18 protein-coding genes are annotated in these 24,284 nt (G+C 28.1%); 9 read left to right on the plus strand and 9 right to left on the minus strand.

Annotated elements, in window-relative coordinates; translation table 11 throughout:
• The first annotated feature begins 343 nt into the window (after positions 1 to 343).
• From ruvB to BHYOB78_RS12960, 3 genes are read left to right on the plus strand one after another with little or no spacing between them, the layout of a single operon-like run.
• Positions 344 to 1,384: a Holliday junction branch migration DNA helicase RuvB gene (gene ruvB / locus BHYOB78_RS12950; RefSeq protein WP_020064667.1), complete on the plus strand. Its 1,041-nt coding sequence runs from the start codon at positions 344 to 346 to the stop codon at positions 1,382 to 1,384.
• Positions 1,374 to 2,567, plus strand: coding sequence for a M23 family metallopeptidase (locus BHYOB78_RS12955; protein WP_012671229.1), 1,194 nt, complete (start codon positions 1,374 to 1,376; stop codon positions 2,565 to 2,567). The genes ruvB and BHYOB78_RS12955 overlap by 11 nt, the downstream gene beginning before the upstream one ends.
• A gap of 35 nt (positions 2,568 to 2,602) precedes the next feature.
• On the plus strand, positions 2,603 to 4,219 hold the full coding sequence (locus tag BHYOB78_RS12960) for a hypothetical protein (RefSeq protein ID WP_020064666.1): 1,617 nt from the start codon (positions 2,603 to 2,605) through the stop codon (positions 4,217 to 4,219).
• 615 nt (positions 4,220 to 4,834) lie between these two features.
• On the opposite strand, the gene BHYOB78_RS12965 is transcribed toward BHYOB78_RS12960, so the two are convergent.
• The 6 genes from BHYOB78_RS12965 to murA all read right to left on the minus strand — a co-directional run bounded on the left by BHYOB78_RS12965 (position 4,835) and on the right by murA (position 13,371).
• Entirely contained in the window at positions 4,835 to 5,500 is a 666-nt protein-coding gene (locus BHYOB78_RS12965; RefSeq protein WP_012671231.1) for a flavin reductase, read from the minus strand.
• 99 nt (positions 5,501 to 5,599) lie between these two features.
• Entirely contained in the window at positions 5,600 to 6,973 is a 1,374-nt protein-coding gene (locus BHYOB78_RS12970; RefSeq protein WP_012671232.1) for an alanine/glycine:cation symporter family protein, read from the minus strand.
• Between the two features lie 31 nt (positions 6,974 to 7,004).
• Positions 7,005 to 8,105: an alanine racemase gene (alr, locus tag BHYOB78_RS12975; protein ID WP_020064664.1), complete on the minus strand. Its 1,101-nt coding sequence runs from the start codon at positions 8,103 to 8,105 to the stop codon at positions 7,005 to 7,007.
• Between the two features lie 140 nt (positions 8,106 to 8,245).
• The gene (locus BHYOB78_RS12980) at positions 8,246 to 11,131 is read right to left on the minus strand and encodes a methyl-accepting chemotaxis protein (protein WP_020064663.1); all 2,886 of its coding nucleotides are present in this window, start codon (positions 11,129 to 11,131) and stop codon (positions 8,246 to 8,248) included.
• 81 nt (positions 11,132 to 11,212) lie between these two features.
• Entirely contained in the window at positions 11,213 to 12,061 is an 849-nt protein-coding gene (flgF, locus tag BHYOB78_RS12985) for a flagellar basal-body rod protein FlgF (RefSeq protein WP_012671236.1), read from the minus strand.
• Between the two features lie 32 nt (positions 12,062 to 12,093).
• Positions 12,094 to 13,371, minus strand: coding sequence for a UDP-N-acetylglucosamine 1-carboxyvinyltransferase (murA, locus tag BHYOB78_RS12990; RefSeq protein ID WP_028331341.1), 1,278 nt, complete (start codon positions 13,369 to 13,371; stop codon positions 12,094 to 12,096).
• Positions 13,372 to 13,933: 562 nt separating this feature from the next.
• Between murA and BHYOB78_RS12995 the strand changes: the two genes are divergently transcribed.
• The 4 genes from BHYOB78_RS12995 (at position 13,934) to BHYOB78_RS13010 (ending at position 17,302) form a co-directional block, all read left to right on the plus strand.
• A complete protein-coding gene (locus tag BHYOB78_RS12995) occupies positions 13,934 to 14,335 on the plus strand; it encodes a hypothetical protein (RefSeq protein WP_020064662.1) in 402 nt (133 codons plus the stop codon).
• 134 nt (positions 14,336 to 14,469) lie between these two features.
• Positions 14,470 to 15,975, plus strand: coding sequence for a ribosome biogenesis GTPase Der (gene der / locus BHYOB78_RS13000; RefSeq protein WP_020064661.1), 1,506 nt, complete (start codon positions 14,470 to 14,472; stop codon positions 15,973 to 15,975).
• 4 nt (positions 15,976 to 15,979) lie between these two features.
• Positions 15,980 to 16,627 carry a glycerol-3-phosphate 1-O-acyltransferase PlsY gene (gene plsY / locus BHYOB78_RS13005; protein ID WP_012671240.1) on the plus strand — a complete coding sequence of 216 codons (648 nt, stop codon included), beginning with the start codon at positions 15,980 to 15,982 and terminating at the stop codon, positions 16,625 to 16,627.
• A 276-nt stretch (positions 16,628 to 16,903) separates the two neighbouring features.
• The gene (locus BHYOB78_RS13010) at positions 16,904 to 17,302 is read left to right on the plus strand and encodes a hypothetical protein (RefSeq protein ID WP_020064660.1); all 399 of its coding nucleotides are present in this window, start codon (positions 16,904 to 16,906) and stop codon (positions 17,300 to 17,302) included.
• Positions 17,303 to 17,609: 307 nt separating this feature from the next.
• Here BHYOB78_RS13010 and BHYOB78_RS13015 read toward each other — a convergent pair whose 3' ends face one another.
• Both BHYOB78_RS13015 and BHYOB78_RS13020 read right to left on the minus strand, forming a co-directional pair.
• Positions 17,610 to 18,983 (minus strand): MATE family efflux transporter, encoded by a 1,374-nt coding sequence (locus BHYOB78_RS13015; protein WP_020064659.1) that lies wholly within the window; start codon positions 18,981 to 18,983, stop codon positions 17,610 to 17,612.
• A gap of 77 nt (positions 18,984 to 19,060) precedes the next feature.
• Complete coding sequence (locus tag BHYOB78_RS13020) at positions 19,061 to 20,443, minus strand: MATE family efflux transporter (RefSeq protein WP_020064658.1); 1,383 nt, start codon at positions 20,441 to 20,443, stop codon at positions 19,061 to 19,063.
• A gap of 162 nt (positions 20,444 to 20,605) precedes the next feature.
• Between BHYOB78_RS13020 and hisF the strand changes: the two genes are divergently transcribed.
• The gene (hisF, locus tag BHYOB78_RS13025) at positions 20,606 to 21,361 is read left to right on the plus strand and encodes an imidazole glycerol phosphate synthase subunit HisF (RefSeq protein ID WP_020064657.1); all 756 of its coding nucleotides are present in this window, start codon (positions 20,606 to 20,608) and stop codon (positions 21,359 to 21,361) included.
• Positions 21,362 to 21,824: 463 nt separating this feature from the next.
• Here hisF and BHYOB78_RS13030 read toward each other — a convergent pair whose 3' ends face one another.
• Entirely contained in the window at positions 21,825 to 23,198 is a 1,374-nt protein-coding gene (locus BHYOB78_RS13030) for an MATE family efflux transporter (RefSeq protein ID WP_020064656.1), read from the minus strand.
• Positions 23,199 to 23,596: 398 nt separating this feature from the next.
• Between BHYOB78_RS13030 and BHYOB78_RS13035 the strand changes: the two genes are divergently transcribed.
• Positions 23,597 to 23,977, plus strand: coding sequence for a PepSY-like domain-containing protein (locus BHYOB78_RS13035; protein WP_020064655.1), 381 nt, complete (start codon positions 23,597 to 23,599; stop codon positions 23,975 to 23,977).
• Positions 23,978 to 24,284: the final 307 nt, after the last annotated feature.

The raw sequence follows: 24,284 nt of genomic DNA on the forward strand, positions 1-24,284 counted from the left end.
ATTGTTGCTAATAAAAATTGTCAAACTTGCAAAAGCACATATATAAAAGATTTACATATATATAAAGTGATAGATGATTAAATTTAAAAAACTTATTTACATACCCCGCCCTTTATCCTTCATTATACAATATGTAATTTTTACTTTATTTTATATTTTTGCTTTATTAGAAATATAGCACCCGCCCAAGATTTTATTAAATTTATAGTCAATTCAGCACGCGTTTAGTTGGATGTATATAATATAGTAATACTATAATAACTGTTTTTAAATATAATATAACCTAACCGCGTGTTAATAAAATTTGTTATTTAATGAATTTTAATATATAATTACAAAAACTATGGATAAAGAAAGCATAACAAATGCTGAAGAAAACTCTTATGATAAGCCTAATAATAATATAAGACCTCAGGGTTTTGATGATTTTTTAGGACAGAATAATATAAAATCAAAATTGAAAGTCTTTATAAATAGTGCTAAAAAAAGAGAAGTTTCTTTAGATCATATACTATTTTACGGTCCTCCAGGACTTGGAAAAACTACATTAGCCCAAATAATAGCAAATGAAATGGGAAGCAATATAAAAGCAACATCAGCACCTATAATAGAGCGTCCCGGAGATTTGGCTTCTATACTCACTACTTTGGGGGAAAAAGATATACTATTTATAGATGAAATACATAGACTTAGAACTGTAGTTGAAGAAGTGCTTTATTCAGCTATGGAAGATTTTTTCGTAGATATAAAGGTGGGAGAAGGAACATCTGCTAAAAGTTTCAGAGTGAAATTACCTCATTTTACTTTGATAGGTGCTACAACAAGAAGCGGTTTATTAAGTACGCCTTTATATGATAGATTCGGAATAGTAGAAAGACTGGAATTTTATACCAATGAAGATTTGGCTAATATAGTAAAGAGAAGTTCTGATTTTCTCAATATAAATATTACAGATGAGGCTGCAATTTCTATAGCATCAAGATCAAGAGGAACACCTAGAATAGTTAATAGGCTTTTGAGAAGAGTTTTTGACTTTGCTACGGTACATGATGTTTTAAAAATAGACGAGAAGTTTGCCTGTGATTCTCTTGAAAAATTAGGGATAGATAAAAATGGCTTTGAGGCACTTGACAAACTTTATTTAAATACTATCATTAAACATTATAATGGAGGTCCTGTAGGAGTAGATACTTTATCAGTGTCTTTATCCGAACAGATAGAAACTATAGAAGATGTGATAGAGCCTTATCTTATACAATGCGGCTTTATAAAAAGAACACCAAAAGGAAGAGTTGCTACAAATAAGGCTTATGGTTATTTAAATCTTTCTTCAAAGTATGACGATAATTATAGTAACGAAGAAAGAGGTTTATTTGACTTTTAAGGAGTTTATTATTTTAATTACAGACGATACTACAACCACAAAAGAAAAAAAGTCCAATGCTCAGTTGGATAAATATTATTTGGAAGAAACTTCAAAAGATGTAAAAAATTTAGCTAAAAAATTTGTAGGAAATTTTAAAGATGCTAATAAATCTGCTGATAATTCAAATTCCAGATTCGATATAAGCTATAAAAAAAATGTTCAATTAAAACCTACTTCAAGATATAAAGCCCCAAGAGCAAAAATCAAATTCAATAGAACTAAGAAAGTTTTTAATAAAATATATAATGCTACATACGGAATAAGACATATATTTAAATTAGTTATAGATGCAATAAAAAGAAAAGGAAATCATGAAAGAAGCATACTTATATTCTACGATGATGAAGAACATGGTATAAGACTTCCTATAAATAACTTTATGATTTTATTTCTTTTCTTGGTATTCTCTGCTTTAATATATACAGGTTATGATGCCTATAATAAACAGAAAGAAGCTAGAGAATTTTATAATACTCTTTCAGCAAGAGAAGCTAAAACTTATACTTTAATAGAAGATTATAAAAAGTCTTTAAATAGATTCTCTAAAGCATTAACAGAATATAATAATACTATGAAATCTATATCATATACAATAGATTATAATGACTTGGGTACATTTAATAATAACAATAATTTGAATAATAATGAATCCGGAAATATTGAAAAAATGCTTAGCGAATTGGATTCATACCAAAAGAATGTACTTTCATTTATGGAAGTATCTCCAAAAATACATAGAGAAATTCCTTTAGGCTGGCCTGTTGCAGGAGGCGGAAGAATATCAAGCGGATTCGGAGCAAGACTTTCTCCTTTCAATCAGGAAAAAAGCTATCACTATGGAGTTGATATAGCTGGTCCTTATGGCACTCCTATACTTGCTGTTGCTGACGGTGTGGTTACATTTGCCGGATGGAGAAACGGATATGGTTGGTTCGTACTAATCACTCATGCTAATGGATATCAAACTGCTTACGGACATAATTCTAAACTTCTAGTTGATTATGGTCAGAAAGTAAAAAGAGGCGAAAGAATAGCTCTTATAGGAAATACTGGAAGAACTACAGGAATACACTGCCATTTCGAGGTTAGAGTCGGAGGAGATCATAAAAATCCTATGCCTTATTTGAGTGCTAGGTTCTGATTAACTTTTTATAATATCTATTTATTATATGTTATATGAATGAACATGATTCTAAAAAAAGATATTTAGGAGAGTTTTATACTCCTTTAAATTTTGCTGAAAAATCTTTATCATATATATTTAGTATAATAGATAAAAAAGAATTAGACAGCGGTAAATATAGAATATGGGATATGGCCTGCGGAACTGGAAACCTAGAATATTATCTTGATGAGAAATATCATAAATATCTATATATGTCAACAATAGATAAAAATGATATAGATTACTCAAAAGAAAAATTTAAAAATGCCTGTATGTTTCAATATGATTATCTAAATGATGATATAAATGATAATAATTTTGAATATAATAAACTCCCTCAAACACTTAAAGATGATTTAAATAATAAAAATATAAAATGGATTATATTAATCAATCCGCCTTATGCTACAAGTCAAGTGGCAGGTACAAACTCCAAAAGTAAAAAAAATGTCAGTGCAAGTAAAATTAGAGATATGATGCATAAAGAAAAACTAGGAGATGCTTCTAGAGAACTATATTCACAATTTATGTTTAGAATACATAAAGAATTTCAAGATAAAAATAAAGTTTATCTTGCCATATTCTCCAAAACTAATTATATAAAATACAATAATAACGAAAAATTTAGAAATAAAGTATGTAATTATAAATTTATAAGCGGATTTATATTTTCTTCAGTTAATTTTGATAACACTTCAAAAACCACTCCTTTTCCTGTGAGTTTTATAATTTGGGAAATAAATAATAAACACAATATTAAAACAGAAAATATCATACTTGATGTGCTTGATAATAACTGTAATTTAATAAATAAAAAAAGCTACAATGTAATAGATAGTGATAATCTTCTTAATAAATGGATAAAAAGGGTAAAAACTTCATCAACATTCGTACCTCTTTCATCAGCCATAAAAGTAAAAACTTCGGGAAAAGATATAAGAGATAAAATATGCGAAGGATTCATAGGTTCTCTTATGAGCTGCGGCAGTGATTTACAAAAGCAAAATCTCACTGCTGTATTTTCTGCTCCACAGGCTTCGGCCGGTTCTCTTTCAATCACTAAAGAAAATTTTGAAAAAGCTATGATAATACATGCTGTTAGGAGAACTGCTAAAGTAGATTGGCTTAATGGAAGCGATCAATTTTGTATACCGCAAAATGAATTGGATAGAAAATTTATATTGGATTGTGTTATATGGACTTTATTTTCAACTTCCAATCAAACATCTGCTATGGATAATATATTCTATAAAGAAAAATATTATACGATTATAAATCACTTTTATCCTTTTGATTATAAAAAAGTATATTGCGGATGTACTTTTTTCAAATACAATAACGAAAAAAGATTCTGCTTTGAATATTTAGAAAAAAATAATCAACATATATCAAACGAAGCATTTGATTTAATAAATGCTTCAGAAAGACTTTATAAATACTTTTATTCAAATATAGAAAAAGTTAATAAAGAAAAATTTAAAATATCTCTTTGGGACAGCGGATTTTGGCAGATAAGAAAATCATTAAAAGATGCAAAATTAGCTTCAGATATATTGAAAGAAATCAAAATAAAAAGAAACATATTAAAAAACAATATATCAAAAAATACAAATTATTTTGTTTTTTGAATTTATCCTTACGCACGCTAAATTAATCAAAAATATATAAATCAATTAATAATACAATTTTATTATATTTTAAAAGTCAACTTACCGTGCGGTAAATAGGCTCAAAATCTAATAAAAACTTGGGCGGGCATACTTTTATACTTTGAGTTTTAAATATAAATATATCTATTATTTCTAAATAAAATAATAAAATATAAAGGGCGGGGTATGTAAATAAAGTTTTAAAATTTACTTTCATTCCCCACCCTTAAGTATTATAATTTAAATTTAAAATTAAAATTTTTAATTAACTAATTACAAAATTAGAAATTATAAAAACCCACCCAAGTATTTTTTTTATTTATAGTCTATTAAACCGCACGAGGAATGGAATTTAAATATATAACGATATAAAATTATAATTTAAACTATATACAAGACGAATTTACCGTGCGTAAATTAACTATTATATTTAATACTATTATATTCATCTATAAGAGTTTTATAATCTTCTTCATTCATAAAATTATATGAATAATAAAAAAAATTATATATCATAAAATTCCTTAAATATAAGGCAGTGCATATTAATATACACTGCCGTAAAATTGGGGTAAAAATTAGTTTGATTTATTATTATGAGATTTTTTCAAAATTACTTTTAGGCTCTCCGCATATAGGACATTTCCAATCACTTGGCAAATCCTCGAATGGTATATCTCCTTTATATTCAAATCCGCAAGTTTTACATTTATATACTGATTTAGTTTTCTGAGCTTCTTCTTTATTATCTTCTTTTTTATAAGCATTAGCAGTAGATGCATTTGCAGGTGTATTACCCTTAATGACATTATGATAATAAGCATAAGTCATAGAATTAGTTTCATTATCAAATATATCAGCATCTATTAGCTCACCTATGAATATAGTATGAGTATGAACTTCTAAACTATCTATTACCTTACAAATTAAATATGCATTTGCTGCTTTTATTACAGGCAAGCCTTCTTTCATCTCATAAGCAACATTTTCAAATTTATTATTATCTCTTGAGCTTCTGAATCCAAAACCTCCTATCAATGTAGGATCACTTTTTTCTGAAAGTATAGACAAAGCAAATTTACCATGTTTTTTTATACATTCATTAGTATAATTATTTTTATTAACACTGATCATAATAGTTGTAGGAGTAGCTGTTATTTGAGTAGAAGTATTTATAGTACAGCCTACAGGTTTATCACCATCAATAGTTGTCAAAATGTACATTCCATAAGAAAGTTTAGTCAAAGCAAAAGTGTTCATAATATATAGCATCCTTATTGATAATAATTACTAATTATATAGTATATCTATAAAAAATCAATACTAAATAATAAAAAATCATCAATATTTTATGAAATATTAATCTTTCATAATAGTAGAATTAGGATCTTTTATGTAATCATTAGTGAGCTTTGCTATTTTTGGAGAAAGTATTAAAAGACCAACCAAATTCGGTATAGCCATAAGACCATTTAAAGTATCCGCTATAGCCCATATCAAATCCAATTGACTTACAGCACCAACTATACCTATAATCAAAAATATTATTCTATAAGAATATGAAGCTATTTTATTTCTTCTTGTAAGATATCCTAAAGCAACGACACCATAATGAGACCAACCTACGAATGTAGAAAAAGCAAATAATATTAAAGATATTGTAAGTATTATAGAACCTGCATGTCCCAAATTATTTCCGAAAGAAGCAGATATAAGCTCAGCACCATTTAATTTAGTACCTTGATTAGCATCTAAAAATATTATAGCTATAAGTCCTGTTAATGTACATACAAAGAAAGTATCTATAAGCACCTCAAATATTCCCCATAATCCCTGCTCTATAGGATTTTTAGAATTGCTGGCACCATGAGCCATAGGAGCAGTACCCAAACCAGCCTCATTTGAGAATACACCGCGAGCAAATCCGAATTTCATACCCATCATAATAGTATATCCCATAAATCCTGCACCAACTTGTTTTAAAGAAAATGCTTCTTCAAATATTCTCTGAAATGCATAAGGTATTTTTTCCATATTCATAAATAGTATCACTATTCCAGAAACTATATATATAACACACATAATAGGTACTAATTTTTCAGTAACAGTAGCTATTCTTCTTATTCCGCCTATAATAATTATAGCAGTTAAAAGTACAACTACTACACCTGTAACTATATGAGGCACTCCAAAATTTTGATAAACAACACCAGCCATAGCATTAGTTTGAGTCATATTGCCCGCACCGAAACAAGCTAAAGCAGCAAAAGCAGCAAATATACTTCCAAGCCAAGGCATATTAGCACCTTTAGATATATAATACATAGGACCGCCATGATGATGTCCTAAATCATCTTTAACCCTATAATGAACTGCCAAAATAACTTCAGAATATTTTGTAACCATTCCAAAAAAAGCAGCAAACCACATCCAGAATAAAGCCCCAGGTCCTCCTGCTACTATTGCTGTAGTAACACCTGCAATATTTCCTGTACCTACAGTACTTGCCAAAGCTGTACTTACCGCCTGAAAAGGAGTAATATTATCATCTAAATCATGTTTTTTTGCCAATGCTCCGAATGTATGCTTAACCCATAAAGGTATTCTTGTTATTTGTAAAAAACCTGTTCTTATACTTAAATATATACCCGTTCCTACTAATAATGTAAGCATTATTGGTCCCCATACAAAACCATTAACAACATTATTTATTTTAGTTATCATCTCTATCATAATGCTCTCCTTGATATTTTTTTAATTGTTTTTATTCATTTATATATACTCTTTTTACCCTTTCCCCTATATTAACAAGTACTTCATGACTTATGCTGTCTATTCTAGCAGCCAAAGTATCAGCATTAAGTTTTTCATCATTTCCAAATATTAATACCTCATCGCCTATTTTTACACTATCGTTTCCTATTTCTGCAATAATAGAATCCATACATATTCTTCCTCGTAAAGGATAATATTTTCCATTAATTTTAACTTCCCAATTATTAGATAATTTTCTTGGTACTCCGTCTGCATAACCTATAGGTATTACAGCAACTCTAGTATCTTTATCAGCAGTCCAAGTCATTCCATAAGAAATGCTTTCTCCTTTCTTTATAGTTCTCACTAAAACAACATGAGATTTTAAACTTAGTATAGGTTTAATACCCAAAAAATCATCATTATATCCATACAATATGATTCCGGCACGCACCATATCAAAATATGTATTTTTATATGATATTATTGCAGCAGAATTAGAAGTATGAGCATTTTTTATTTTTATTCCATTCTCATTCAAATCATTTAATACATCATTAAAAACTTTTATCTGTTTATTAGTAAAACTTACAGAATAATCATCCTGCATATCAGAAGCAGCATAATGAGTGTTAATACCTTCTATATTCAAAGTACTATATGATAATACTTTTTTTGCTAAAGGAACAACATCTTCAGGTTTAGCTCCCATTCTGTTTAATCCTGTATCAACTTTTATATATAGATTTAAATTACCACCATTCTTTTTTAAAAACTTGTCATAATACTCCAAGCATTCATCATTACTAATAATAGGACTTAAATTATATTTACATACCAAATCAGATTCATCTTTAAAATGCTGAAATAAAACTAATATAGGCAATTTAACTCCTACCTCTCTTATTTTAATGCCCTCTTCAACATTAGCAACACCTAAAGCATCAGCACCAAATTTTTCTGAGGCTTTAGATATTTCTATCAAGCCATGTCCGTAAGCATTTGCCTTAACAATATTTAGAAGTTTAACATCTTTTATAATAGATTTTATAATCTGCATATTTTTATTTAAAGCAGATAAATCAATTTCAGCAATAGTATAATTTGACATAATCTTAACCTACTTATTTTTTGATAATTAAAACTTTATTATTTAGAGAACTTATAATTTTTAATAAAGTCAAAAATATAAAAAATGAGATATTATATTATAGATATAATATCTCATCATTAAAGCCATAAATATAATATTTACATACTAAACATTTCCGGATTTTTAAAGTCTTCTTTAAGCATTTCTAAGACATCATCATCTTTTTTGAATTCATCATTGTCCTTTTTAAATTCTTCTTCAAGACTCTTAAGTTCCATATCCATTCTTTCATCTACAGAATAACTATTAGGATCCTTATTAGAAATGCTAGCATTCTTAGCTTCTTCTATATTATCAGCATTAGTAATAAACTTACTCATAAGCTCATTAAATCTTACAAAGATTTCATTTAACTTACTTGTAGCAGTATAGAATTCTTTATTACCTTCTACTGTTTTTACAGAAAGTTCATTTAAGAAACTCATAGCATGCATAACTTCTTTAGCACCGGAACTATTAGCTTCAATTATATCAGAAACCTCTCTAGTAATCTGGTCAAGCAAAGTGATTTGGCTGTCTACCACATCACCGCTATTCATCTGCTCTTTTACACTATCTTTAACACCTGTAGTAATATTATTCAAGTGTCTTATAGTTTCAAGTATATCTCTTCCTCCAACCTCTAATTCGCTGTTGGCAGTATTTATTTCAGAAACAACTCTTGCAGTATTTTCTGACATATCAAGTATGTTATCAAGAGATTTACCACTATTACTTGCAAGCTCCACTGTTTCTTCTATTCTTTTAGTGATAGCTTTAATAATGTTTGTAATGGATTTAGTGTTATCAGCAGTGTGCTCTGCCAAAGATCTAATCTCGTCAGCAACAACAGAGAAACCTCTTCCTTGCTCTCCGGCATGGGCTGCCTCAATAGCTGCGTTCATAGCTAAAAGGTTAGTTTGCTCAGCAATACCCTGAATAACGTTAACTATCTCTTTAATTTGGTCAGAACTTTCCTCAATACCTCTAACAGCCTCAATAACCTCATCTACTGTATCACCTCCGTCATGAGCATCAACAAGAAGTTTTTTAGAGAAGCTGTCTGCTTTATTAACGCTTCTTGCCACAGATGTAATGTTGGATATCATCTCTTCAATGGAAGCTGATGTCTGTTCTACAGCTGATGACTGACGTTCCATATTATCATTAATCTTATAAATTGTCTGTAACAATTCTTCTACAGCAATAGAAGCTGATGAAAAAGCATGTCTTTGCTGATCTGTAGAATTAGTAACATTCTGTATAGAAGTAATAATGTTATTAACACTTGCTACACTTTCAGTAATGCTGGAGCTTTGATCATTTATTCTATTTGTATTTTCATCAATAATTGTTTCTATTACTTTTATCTCTTCAAATACCTTATAACTTTCTACTTTTAAATCTCCTATAAGATTATCCAAACTAGATAAGAATAAATTGAAGTTATAAATTAAAACTCCTATTTCATCATTGTTTTTAGATAATATTCTTTTTCTTAAATCTCCATTTCCGCCTAAAAGCATTTTTGTAGATTCATTTGCTCTGCTTATTGAAGATAAAAGTATTTTCAAAATAATCAAATAAATACCAAAGAACAAGATAAATATTGATATAAATAAAAATATAAAATTAAATATAATTGAATTTATATCAGAATCTTTTATTATTGTATTTATATCTTTGTAATATAAGCCTATAATTTTTAATTCTTCTATATATGAAACTACAGCAATAGATTTTTTACCTGCTATGTTAATAGGATAGAATATTTCAAATGATTTATTATTGCCAAATGATTTTTCAAAATTTTCTATATTTTCAGCAAGCTCTGGCGATGATGATAATATTTCAGATGAACTTTCAGCTATATATCTGCTGTCTGAACTTAATATTACATCTCTTTTTACTGATACATAATAGATATAAGACCATTTTGAAAGTATATTATCATTTTTTATCATATTATCTATATTGCCTATACTAGATTCAGATATAATATATCCGATATCGCGTCCGAATAATCTTAAAGGGGCATAAGCAGATATAAATATATTATTTCTATCATAAACATCTATACCTAAAGTAACTAAATTATTTTCTATATCATTTTCCAAGAAATTATGAATAGTTAAAGCATCTGATGCTCTGGTTGTATATCTGTCTGTAGCAGAATCTTTTGATATTGTTACAGAATAAGGAAGATCTGTATTAAGATAATCCTGATTGATATTGATAGATACTGTATTATATTTATTTTTTAAAGTATCATTTATATATGCCAATCTATTAACGAAATTAGTTTGTATATCATCTCTTGAAATTATATTCTTATTAGAATAAATATTAAGAACTGCTTCAGAATAATACATCATATCTGATTTAATATTATTATCAAATTTTTTCATATTATCAGATATAGCCATCATTTCAGTTAATACTAAATTACTATAATTATTTAAATAAACATTCTCCTCTACGGATACATGGTTCATAAGAAAAGCTAATATTATAGTAGAGAAAAACAAATATACTATAAGTCCTAATTTAGCTATAAGAGGTATATAAAATGTTACTATATTCTCATCTAATTCAAAATTCTTAGATAATAATTTAAATAACATCATAAATACGCATGATAATAATGAAGCATTTATCGTAGCATTGAATATTGCCAATGTCATAGTATATAAAAATACTTTATTTATAATAGAGTATGCTATTATTTCTATAATACTTCCCACCAGAGAAATAGTAAAGAATATAAATATGACTCTGCTTGCTAATCTTATATTAGAATTAGTATTCCACATCTTTAAATATTTGAAAAAGAATATAAAAGAAATTGCAGAAAAGAGTATTTTCAAACCATATATAGGCGGAATTTCCTTATATATAAAAAATAATGCTATATTCCAAATAACGATATCTACTAACAAATAGATTGGAATAGTTAAAATTTTAAGCCTTCTAATAACATGTTGTTTTATCTTTTCTGAAGCCATAATATCCTCTATTAAATAAATGCGATTAATATAATATTATACATTATCGTTTATTTTTTATCAAAATTTATTCATAAAAAATTACACTCTTCCTACTTCATTAATTACTCTGCCAACCAATGTATCATGAGTAGATATAGTTTTGGAATTTAATTCATAAGCACGTTGAACTTCAATCATTCTAACCATTTCATTTATAGGATTTACATTACTCATTTCTAAAAACCTTGATAATACTTTAGGTCTATTAACACCCTTTTCAGCTATAAAAGCAGGACCGCTAATATCTGTATCTACCCAGAAAGATTCGCCTTCTTTTTTCAAATATCTTTCATTATCAAATCTTACTATTTTTAATGTATCAAGTATCTCTTCATCTTCCCATTCATTATCATTAAACTGTACAAATGTATTGCCGTCTTGATATCTTCTGTTAATACTTACTCTTCCTTCTTCATCTATATTGAAATTATTAGTTTTTATCTGAATATATCCATTCTCACCCATAACTTTATAGCCATGCTTAGTTACAAGATAATGATCTTTATCTATTAAAAAACTTCCATTTCTTGTGTATCTTTCGCCATTAGGAGTTTCTATAGCAAAGAATCCTTTATCACCCAAAGCTATATCAAGCTGATTTCCTGTTTCTCTTAAAGAGCCCTGCTCCCATTCTGTGAAAACTTCATTAACTTCAACACCTGTTCCCATTCTTCCTACATAAGGTCTTACATCTGTAGAACCAAGAGGAAATATTACCACTCCGTCGTCTTCTGTTCTTGCAGCCATCATTTCTGGAAAAGCTTTGAAACTTACTGTATCTCTTTTAAATCCAGGTTTATCAACATTAGCCAAGTTATTAGCTACAACATCAAGTCTTGCCTGCTCAGCCATCATACCGCTGGCACCTGTATAAACACCTCTTACCATTTATAATCCCCCTAATTTTATATTCTTATTAATTATAAAATATCATCTTTTTCTTTTTTTGTTTCTATATTAATACTTTTTAATTTATCTTCTAAATTTTCATATCCTCTTTCTATATGATAGATTCTATGAACATTAGTTGCACCTTTAGCAATAGCACCAGCAGCAACCAAAGCAGCACCAGCTCTTAAATCACTAGCCTGTACATCAGCCCCTGATAATTCCTTGCCTCCATTTACAACTATATCTGAAGTATTTAATTCTATGTCAGCACCCATACGAATAAGTTCCGGTACATGGCTGAATCTATCAGGATAAATACCCTCTATAAGCTCGCTCTTTCCATTGATTGTACAAGCTAATGTAGTATAAATAGCCTGCAAATCTGTAGGAAAACCAGGATATGGTAATGTTTCAACTTTAAAAGGTTTTAATTCTTTATTTCTAGCATCTATTTCTATAGTATTTTCTGTTGTTTTTATATCACATCCTATATCTGAAAGCAAATCTAATACATAAGTTAAATGTTTAGGCTCTGCATTTTCCAACTTTAACTTACCTCTTCCGGCAGCAGCTATTGCTAAGAAAGTACCTGTTTCTATTCTATCTGGTATTACTGTAAACTCTGCCCCATGAAGAGCTTCAACTCCTTCTATAGTTAGAATATCAGTACCGCCTCCTGTAATTTTTGCTCCCATAGCATTAAGCAAATCAACCAAGTTCGTACATTCCGGTTCTTTTGCTGCATTTCTTATTATAGTAGTACCTTTAGCCAAAGCAGCAGCCATCATAACATTATCAGTACCCAATACTGTAGGGCCGAATTTACCTGATAAATCCATATCAGCACCTACCAAATTACCTTCTACTTTAGCATCTATATATCCTGCTGTTATATCTATTTTAGCACCTAATGCTTCCATTCCTTTCAAATGCAAGTCTATTGGTCTTGGGCCGAAAGCACAGCCGCCAGGGTATGATACTCTACAATGCTTTCTCTTAGCAAGTAATGGTCCTAGTACTATTATAGAACCTCTCATTTTCTTAACCAATTTATAAGGGGCTTCCTCACTTTTTCCATTATGAGATATTATTACAGTTGTATTATTTTTAAAATCTACTTTCTTCCCTAAAGGCTCTAATATATCTATAAGAACATGCACATCTACCAAATCCGGAACATTATGAAGTATAACTGGTTCATCTGTTAAAATAGATGCAACTAGCAAAGGCAATGATGCATTTTTAGAACCTGATACTTTTAATATTCCCCCAATATTGTTTGAACCTTCTATCACATATTTATACATATAGTTTCCGCCTTTAAAGAATAAAAATTCCGCTTTCTTTATGTTCGGAATAATAAAAAAACGCTTGATAAATTTTATCTATATATTATGTAAATATTTATCAATAACAAATAAAACGCACGGTAAATAGGCTTAAATATATAATTTAAATTACAATTATCCATAATCATATATTTTAACTCTCATTAACTCGTGCGGTATATCGACTATAAATTTAAATAAAACATGGGTGGGAATTATCAATTCTAAATTAAACAATAAAAAAATATATAACAAGAATAACAAAATAAATTAAAGAATATAAAGGGTGGGCAAATGTAATTTAACTTTAAAACATTAATTACATACCCCGCCCTTTTATCTTATATGCTTAATTTTAAAATTATAATTTAAATTTATCTTAATAATTTAATAATAAAAAGCATACCCGCCCAAGCTTTTATTAGTTTTTTAACTTATTTAACATATTAACATAATATTTTTTTATAAATTTAGTTTTAATAAAAATATAATTATGATATAATATTAACTATAATTTTATTAGGAGTGGAGATAGAATATTATGACATACATTAAATTGAACAAAGAATATAAAGATGAAATAGTATATGAGACTATGCTAAAAATGGGATTTCTCCATTATTTTAATACTAACTATTATTATAATAATAAAGGTATTCAATTCAAAAATGATGCTGAATATACATTTATAGGGTTATTTCTATCATTTGATAATAATATACTTACTGTAAATCACAATCACAGCTTTTTGTATTTATCAGAATTTTTAACTAAGCATAATATAACTAAATTAACAGATATAGAACCTTCTTCCTTAATCGATGTAGATTATGAAGGAAAAGATCCTTATTACTGTTTTTCAAAATTAAATAATATTACGCAAAAAGTTATTATTACATTTATTGCTGAATTTGATAGAATTTACAGCGGTATTGCAAAGTAATAAAAATAATAAAAACTAAAAATTATAAGACATACAATTTTTGTCTTCTTCTAACTCTAAAATAAAAATATAATAGCAATATATTAAAAATTATGATATGATTAAATTTCATCATAATATAAAGGCTTAAATAAATGATAAATATCGCTATACTTGGAAGACCGAATGTAGGTAAATCCACACTATTTAACAGATTTGCAGGAAGAAGAAAATCTATAGTTGACCCTATGGCAGGAGTTACAAGGGATATAAGTATAGCAAAAACCTATATTGATGATATAGAATTTAATGTTTTTGATACAGGCGGACTTCTTGATGTAAGCGATGACACTTTAAATGAAAAGGTTAGAGAAAAAGCATTAAAAACAGCTTTGGAAGATTCTGATATACTTTTATTTTTAGTAGATGCACATCAAAGCCACCCAGATGACAGACATTTCATTAATATAATAAGAAAATCCGGAAAGCCTATTATACTTGTAATAAATAAAGTAGATGCTGATTCCCATAATAATCTAGTAAGTGAGTTCTATTCATTAGGTATAAAAGATGTATCTATAATAAGTGCTGAGCATAATAACGGCATTGATGATTTAAGAGAAAAAATACTAGAAGTTCTCGAAAGAAACGGATTCGATTTAGAAGCCGAAAGAGAAATATCTAAAAATAATAATTCTAATAATGATGAAGATAATAATACAATAGAAATTGAAAATATAGATGAAGATTTTGAAGAAGAATATTATGATGATGATTTAGACGAAGAAGATGAAGAAAACTATAATAATAAAAAAGAAAAATCAAAACAATACCGACTCGATGAATATATAGCACAAAAGAAAACAATCAATATAGCAATAGTTGGAAAGCCTAATGCTGGAAAATCCACTTTATTAAACACATTGATAGGAAAAGACAGAAGCATTGTTTCAAATATTGCAGGCACTACAAGAGATGCCATAGATGAAACATTCAATTTCAAAGGAGATGATATTTGTCTTGTAGATACTGCAGGAATAAGAAAGAAAAAAAATGTTAATACTGATGTTGAATACTACAGTGTAAACAGAGCAATAAAAGCCATAGAAGCATCTGATGTTTGTATATTAATGCTTGATGTTTTTGAAGGTCTAACAGATCAGGATAAAACTATTGCCAATCTTATAATAGAAAGAAGAAAAGGAATAGTAATAGCAGCAAATAAATGGGATATAAGAGAGAAAGGAACTACTTGGAATGATTATGAAGCATATATGAAAGATGCTTTTCCTGTTCTTAATTATGCTTTTTATGCCAGAGTTTGCGCCAATAGAAAAAACGATGCAGAAAAACTTTTATCTTTAGCAGTAAGGGTAGCAAAAACAAGAATGCAGAGATTTGAAACGCATGCACTCACAGAAACTATGGTAAGAGCAACCAGAGAATATTCAATATCTGCAGGAGGAAATCCTTTCAAGATTTTCTATGTAGTTCAAACAGGAGTAAATCCTCCGGCTTTTGCTGTATTTTGTAATCATCCTCATAAATTAAATTCGCATTATAAAAGATATTTAGAAAATAGATTCAGAGAGATGTTCGACTTCAGAGGAACACCAATTATACTTAATTTCAGAAAAAGAGGCAAAAAATTTGGAGGTTAAAAATATGTTAGTAAAAATTATAGTAAGCATACTCGTTTCATATATAATCGGAGCAATACCATTTTCATTTATAATAGGAAAAATAAATGGACATGATGTTAGAAAAGAAGGAAGCGGTAATCCTGGAGCCAGCAATGTACTTCGCGTATGCGGTAAAAAAGCAGGAATTGCTGCTTATATTTGCGATATAGGTAAAGGTATGGTTGCTGTTATTGTACCTGCATTTATATTATCAAGCATTATTTCTACTCATAGCTATATATTAGTGGCATGTGCTGTTGCCTCTATACTTGGGCATGTATTTTCTATATTCTTAGGTTTTAAAGGCGGTAAAGGTGTTGCTACTAGTGCCGGTTCTATGTTTATGCTTGCACCTGTAAGTTTAATTATTACTATGGTATTTTTCTTTATTGGTTTATTTGCATCAAGAAAAACTGTTGCTATAGGATCTACTTTTGGAGCTATTGCTTTTCCTATAGTTTTAAGTTTCTTATATTTCAAAGCTAACTTTTTATACAGAATATTTTTTAATATAAACTATATTATTCTTCTTCCTATAGCTATACTTCTTGCTATATTCATAGTAATAAAACATATACCTAATTATAAAAGAATGCTTAAAGGCGAAGAAAATAGTTTTTCAAAAAAATAATAAAATTAGTTGTATATTAAAATTATAAAAGTAATTATTTCTTTTTCGGTAATTACATTATTTATAAGCTGTTCTAATTCCAGTGAAAATAAAAAATCAAATGAGTATTCATTAATAATAACACAGACTGTAATGTAAATGAAACTATTAATTACAGAGCAGAATATATTATTATTGATAATACAATTATAAAAAATTAAATTGTTAAAATACTATTTACAAAATTATAAAAAGTATTAATATTTATAGATAATGAAATTATTTAGGGGCTAAATTATGAAACATTGTATTAAAATTCTAAGTTTATCTTTTATATTATTATTTATTTTAAGCTGCGGAAATAAAAATGATCCTACAGTAAAATTAGATAAATACACAGGAAGATATGAAGGCGTTTTGAATACAATTCAAAATACAAGACAGCTTGAAACAAATAAATGTACTTTAATCGTTAATGAAGATAGTTCTATAGAAATAATTATAGAAGGCGGAAATATACGCGATGATAGAGTAACTATATCAAAAGAAGAATTAACTAAAGTTGAAGATAATTCATATACAGCAGAAAAAAATGGAAAGAAATATTCTTTTACTTTTTATGATACTTACATGAATTTAACAATCAACAATACTGATAATACAACATCAGAAGGTAAACTTTCAAAAATTGGTTAAGCTGATTTTTATTTATTGTTTAATTCATAATTTTTATTAAACATATATTTAAAGCTTTACGCAGCAAATTTAAAATCCGCTGGGGTGGGCAGCAAAAAATTCTAATTAAACAAATAAAAAATAAAAGTTTATATTTCAGATAAGCATTTTAAATATAAAGGGTGGGCAAATGTAATTAAATTTTAAAACTTAATTTACATACCCCGCCCTTTATTCTTTGTTGCTTTATTTTTTAATCATAATTTAAATTGTTTTATTGCTTAATAAAAAAAAGCACCCCCGCCCAAATTTTTATTAAATTTATAATTTATTTAGTATTATCCTGAAGGCTTTTTAAATGCTTTATTTCTATAGCTACCATTATAATAGTAACTAGCAAAGCAGCTCCGTCAGCAATAGGACCAGCATACATTACTCCGTCTATACCGAATATCCTAGGCAGTATTATTATAAGAGGAAGAAGAAATAAAGTCTGCCTAGTTACAGCAAGAAATGCTCCTTTAAATGCTTTTCCTAAAGAACTAAAGAATGTACCAGTTACAGGCTGAGCGGCATTTATTATCATAAGCATCATAAATATTCGCATGTACTTTTCAGAGAACTGAAAATAAAGTTCGCTTCCGTCTCCGAATATAGAGACAATTTGTCTAGGGAAGAATTGAAATAATAAAAATGCAATGAATGTTATAGCACTTGTTATTATGATAGTGTATTTATATGTTTCAATAACTCTGTCATAATTTTTAGCTCCGTAATTAAAACCTATTATAGGCTGACTGCCTTGAGAAGCTCCTATTACGAATGACATTACAAGCATATTAACTTTAGCTACTATTCCAGAAACTGCTAAAGGTATATTGCCGCCGTATATAGAATTACTTCCATAATAGCTAAGTACATTATTCATAACAATTTGAAGAATCATCATAGATAAGTTACTGAATCCTGCGGAAGCACCTAATGCAAATATTTTTAATATTGATTTGAATTCAGGCATAAAGCTTTGTTTTTCAAATTGAATATTTTTAAATTTAAATACATAGGCGAAAGCTATAAAGAAAGATACATACTGTCCTATTACAGTGGCAAGTGCAGCACCTGCAATACCCATTTTAAATACGAATATAAATAAAGGGTCTAAAATAGTATTAACAATAGCACCGCTTAAAACTGAAGCCATAGAATATTTTGGACTTCCATCTGCTCTTATAGTATAGCTCATAACCATAGAAAATATATAAGCTGTAAATCCGAAAGAAGTTATATCGGTATATATTACAGCATAATCCAAAACCTCTTTTGTAGATCCGAATGCTATCATCAATTTTGTATTAAATATCTTTACTACTATTGATAATATTATACCGAATACAAAGGATAAAGTAATACTGTTTCCTATGATAACAGAAGCATGTTTATTTTCACCTTTTCCTAGCAGTATGCTGTAAAGAGAAGCTCCTCCAACACCTAGGAACAATGATATAAATATGCATATTATGGTGAGAGGGAAAGCCACATTAGTTGCGGCATTCCCATTGATTCCCACTCCCTGACCTATAAATATTTGATCTACTATATTATAAAGAGAACCCACAAGCATTGATATAATACTTGGAGTTCCATATTTAAAAAGAAGCCTATGTATCTTTTCATAATACAAAGGATTAGATGAAACAGACATATATAAATCCAATAAATATATTAAATAACCTCAATAATTATAAAGTATATTTATTTTTCTTACATTTGCAACTTTTTTCAATTACTTTTATTCTTTTCAAGTATTTTTAATTTTTTTATTTCTCTGCTTACCAATATAACAGTAACTATTAAAGCAGCTCCGTCAGCAACAGGTCCTGCATACATTACTCCGTCTATACCTAATATTCTAGGAAGTATTATTATAAGAGGAAGCAAAAATATAATCTGTCTTGTCATAGATATAAATGCACCTTTGAATGCTTTTCCTAAAGAAGTAAAGAATGTACCAGTTACAGGCTGAATACCATTTATTACCATTAATGCCATATATATTCTCATGTATTCTTCAGCAAAATGAAAATACAATTCGCTTCCGTCCCCAAATATTCCTACAATCTGTCTTGGGAATAATTGAAATAAAAGAAAAGCTATAAAAGCCATGATTGTTGTTATTGTTATAGTAAGCTTATATGTTTTTATAACTCTGTCATAATTCTGAGCCCCATAATTAAATCCTATTATAGGCTGACTGCCTTGAGATGTACCTATTATAAAAGCCATTACAAGCATATTGACTTTTGAAATAATACCTGCTACAGCCAAAGGAATATTTCCTCCGTATATCGAATTAGTACCATAATAGCTAAGTACATTATTCATGGTAATTTGAACTGCCATCATTGCTAATTGATTAAAACCTGATGATGAACCTAAAGAAAATATTTTCAATATGTTTTTAGGATCAACTTTAAAATTATCTTTTTCAAAAGTTATATGTTTGAATCTGAATAAATATCTGAAAACTATAGCAAATGAAATGAACTGTCCTATTATTGTTGCAAGTGCCGCACCTGATATACCCATATCAAATTTAAATATTAAAACAGGGTCTAATATAGTATTGACAATGGCACCTGTAAGAACTGACATCATAGAATATTTAGGGCTTCCGTCTGCTCTTATTATATGGCTCATCATTGTAGAAAATATAAATGGTATAAATCCGAACGCTGTTATATTTGTATATTCTATTGCATAAGGCAAAACCTCTTTTGTAGAGCCGAACATAACCATAAAATTTTTATTAAACAGTTTTACTATCAGTGTAAATATAAAACCCAATGCCAAAGCAGATACTACAGCATTTCCTATAAAAGTAGCAGCTCTTTTATTATTACCTTGTCCTAATAATATGCTGTACATTGAGGCACTTCCAAATCCATGAAACAATGCTATAGACATACAAATTATAGTAAGAGGAAAAGCAACATTAGTGGCGGCGTTTCCATTAATACCTATTCCCTGACCTATAAATATTTGATCTACTATATTATATAAAGAACCTACAAGCATTGATATAATACTTGGAGTGGCATATTTAAAAAGAAGTTTATATGGTTTCTCATAGTATAGAGGATTAGAAACTACATCATTATTCATAAATAAAATCCGTTATATAAAAATAATTCTATTAAGTATATTTTATTTTTCTGTTTTTTCAATAATGTAATTTTCAAACTAAATATATAAATAATTTTCTTTATGCTTTACGAAATATATTTTTTGCTATATAATTTTATAAATTAAATTAGGTGTTTTTATATGATAACAAAGAGAATAATTCCATGTTTAGATGTAAGAGACGGAAGGGTTGTAAAGGGTACTAATTTTGAAGGATTAAAAGACGTTGATGATCCTGTTGAGCTTGCTAAATATTATAATAATTCTTTAGCTGATGAGCTTGTATTTTATGATATAACGGCTTCTTATGAGGGAAGAAAATTATTTGTAAATGTACTTGAGAAAGTAGCCAATGAAATATTTATACCTCTTACAGTCGGCGGCGGAATAAATACTATAAAAGATTTTGACATGGTTTTAAAATCCGGAGCTGATAAAGTAAGTGTAAATTCCGGAGCTATAAAGAATCCTGATTTAATAAGAGAAGCTGCCGAAAAATATGGAAATCAATGTGTTGTGCTTTCTATAGATATAAAAAGAGTTAATGGAAAATATTCTGTATTTTCTAAAGGCGGAAGAGAAGATACTGGAATCGATGCTATTGAATGGGCTGTAAAAGGAGAGAAGAACGGAGCAGGAGAGCTTGTAATAAATAGTATTGATACAGACGGAGTAAAAAACGGTTTTGATATAGAATTGCTTAAAGAAATAGCTAACAATGTTTCTATACCTTTAATCGCTTCAGGAGGTGCAGGAAACATGGAGCATTTCAAAGATGTATTTCAAGTTAAGGGTGTTGATGCTGGGCTTGCTGCTTCAATATTCCACTTTAAAGAAATAAATATTAAAGAATTAAAAGAGTATCTTCATAAAAATAAGATCGAAGTAAGACTTTAAATTTTTTATATATTTTAAATTTTATTAACGCACGGTGAATAGGTTTTTATTTGCTATTTAAATTATAATTCAGAATACATATATATTAGAAATTTATTTTAGCGTGCGGTGCATAAAGTCATAAATAAAAAAAACACTTGGGTGGGATTCTAAAAAATCTAATGAGATAATAAAAAAATAAAAGTTTATATTGCATATAAAAATTATAAGCCTTGAGGGTGGGGAGTGAAAATAAGTTTTAAAACTTAATTACACTTGCCCGCCCTTTATTATTATATGTGTTAATTTGTAATTATAATTTTTTAGATTTATAGCTTTAATTTGTAATTATAGCACCCGCCCTAGTATTTATTATATTTAAAAATTTATTTAACGCACGGTGAATGCATCTTTGTATGTTGTTTAAATTATGATTCATAATTAATTTATATTTTAAATTTTACTCTGCGTGCGGTAAAATCAATTATGAATTAATCTCATTTTCCATCATATTTTTCTTCTTTGTTGTTCTATAAATATAGATATACATTATTGCTGACAATAGTATAGAAACAACATCTGCTATAGGCTGTGACCATATTATCCCATTAATTCCAAAAAATTTTGTACCGAAATATATTGCAGGTACGAATGCTATTCCCTGTCTGCATACAGATAATATCAAAGAAGGCAATGCTTTTCCTAATGCCTGAAATGTTGATATGAATACGAATTGAAATCCTATAATAGGAGCTACTGAATATGCCGCTATTAAAAATTTAGAACCGTATTCTATAACCTCATCATTTTTTATAAATATTGCTATAAGCTCTTTTGAGAATATAAAAGCAAAAATTAAAAATATTATTCCTGATACAAAACTAAATAGGCATGAAAGTTTTATTGAAGCATTCATTCTTTTATAGTTTTTGGAGGCATAATTATATCCTATAAAAGGTTGTACTCCCTGCCCTAACCCTATGAATACCAAAAGAACAAGCATGAATATTCTTTGCGAAACCCCAAGTCCTGCTACTACATTATCATTATATCTTGAGGCAAAGTTATTTATTAAAATATTTGCTATGCTTATTAATACATTATTCATAAACACAGGGAAGCCTATTGAAAATACATTATTTAATATATCTTTTGATAATGCAAAATCTTTGAATCTTATTGAAAGGAAAGTGCTTTTTTTAGCTATATGCCAAATATAATATAATGTAGAAGAAGCATTTCCTATAATAGTAGCAAGAGCAGCACCTGCCACCCCCATATTCATATATAATATCATTATTGGATCTAATATAATATTGATTATAGTACCAAGCATCATACCTATCATAGCTTCTTTTGAAGAACCTTCGGAACGTACTATTTGCCCCAATGACATTTGACAAACTACAAATATTGCCCCGAATGCCACTATAAGTAAATAGTCTTTGGCAAATTTATATGTGTTTTGGCTTGCTCCTGATAATTTTAGTATATTATTTAAGAATACCAAAAAAACTATCATGCAAACAAATCCTGTAATTACGCTTGCAAAAAAAGCAAAAGATGAAACCTGCTTTGCCTTATCATAATTTCTAGCACCTAAACTTCTTGATATATAAGAAGCTCCGCCTATTCCGTATATAGAACCAAAGGACATAAGAACCAAATAAATAGGCATAGTCAAAGAAACGGCAGCTACCTGATTAGGATCATTAGTTTGTCCTACAAAAAAAGTATCTACCATATTATAGAATACGTTAACAAGCATTCCTAATATGGTTGGAAGCGCCAATGTTATTAATGCTTTATATACCGGATAATTTTCAAATATATCTATTTTCTTATCGTTCTGATTCATAATATTTTCCCAAAAAAGTAAAGAGTATTATATTACATTTGATTTTTATTATCAAGCATTAATCAAGTGAGAATTGAGCTATAAACCTAATAAAATCTTTGGCGTGTGTTAACATTTCTGTATTGGTATTTATTTTAGTAAAAATTTCCAATTTCCTTCTAATTTTCATATAAAATATCATATTTACAGCAAATTTTAAAGTATTTGTAAATATATTTTACATTTATTCTTGTAGTATAGTCTATTTATGTATAATATGTATTATTATGCTATGATTTTACTTGAGTTTTGTAAATTTATTGTAAATTATTTGTAAATAAATATTGCTTAATTTTTACATTCTGCTATAATTATAAATGTAAAGAGATTTTACAATATACACTGTAAGGAGATACAATATGACTAATTCATTAAACCTTTTTATTAAAATTACACCTAGCCAATTACCTCAAAATATTAGAACTTTTTTAGCTGCTAACTATAGAAATTCTAAAATCGTTTATATAGACAAAATTAAAGATGAATATGAAATAAAATTAAGCAACGGTATTTATATCAACTTTGACAAAAACGGTTCTTGGAATTATATAAGCAGCGATGACAAATTATCTGAAAATATACTTCCAAAAACTATAGCTAGCAAAATTAAAAACATAATGAAAAAATACAATAATGCTTATATATTTGAAATCAATAAAAGAATAGAATTCTACAGAGTAAGATTAACTAACTCTTTAGAAATTAGAATAAAAAATAACGGACAATTAATAATGGCATAACTTTTATCATTTTGTATCTCTTTAAAGTAATTAATATATAGGCTTGAGTCTTTAATTAGATTCAAGCCTTTATTTTTTAACTTCATTACATTTACCCACCCTCTAGGCTTATTATTTAAATCTGAAATTTTATTTTTTATTTTCTTATTATCTAATTAGAATTTTTTGCTACCCGCCCAAGCTTATTTTAAATTTAGAATGCATATAACGCACGCAGAATAATATTTAAAATATATACTAACTAAAAATAATAGTTTAAATAATAAATTAAAATCAGTTCACCGTGCGGTTAAGGAAATTCAAATAA

Origin of the sequence: Brachyspira hyodysenteriae ATCC 27164, from assembly GCF_001676785.2 — a bacterium.
In the GTDB taxonomy this organism is placed as follows: domain Bacteria; phylum Spirochaetota; class Brachyspiria; order Brachyspirales; family Brachyspiraceae; genus Brachyspira; species Brachyspira hyodysenteriae.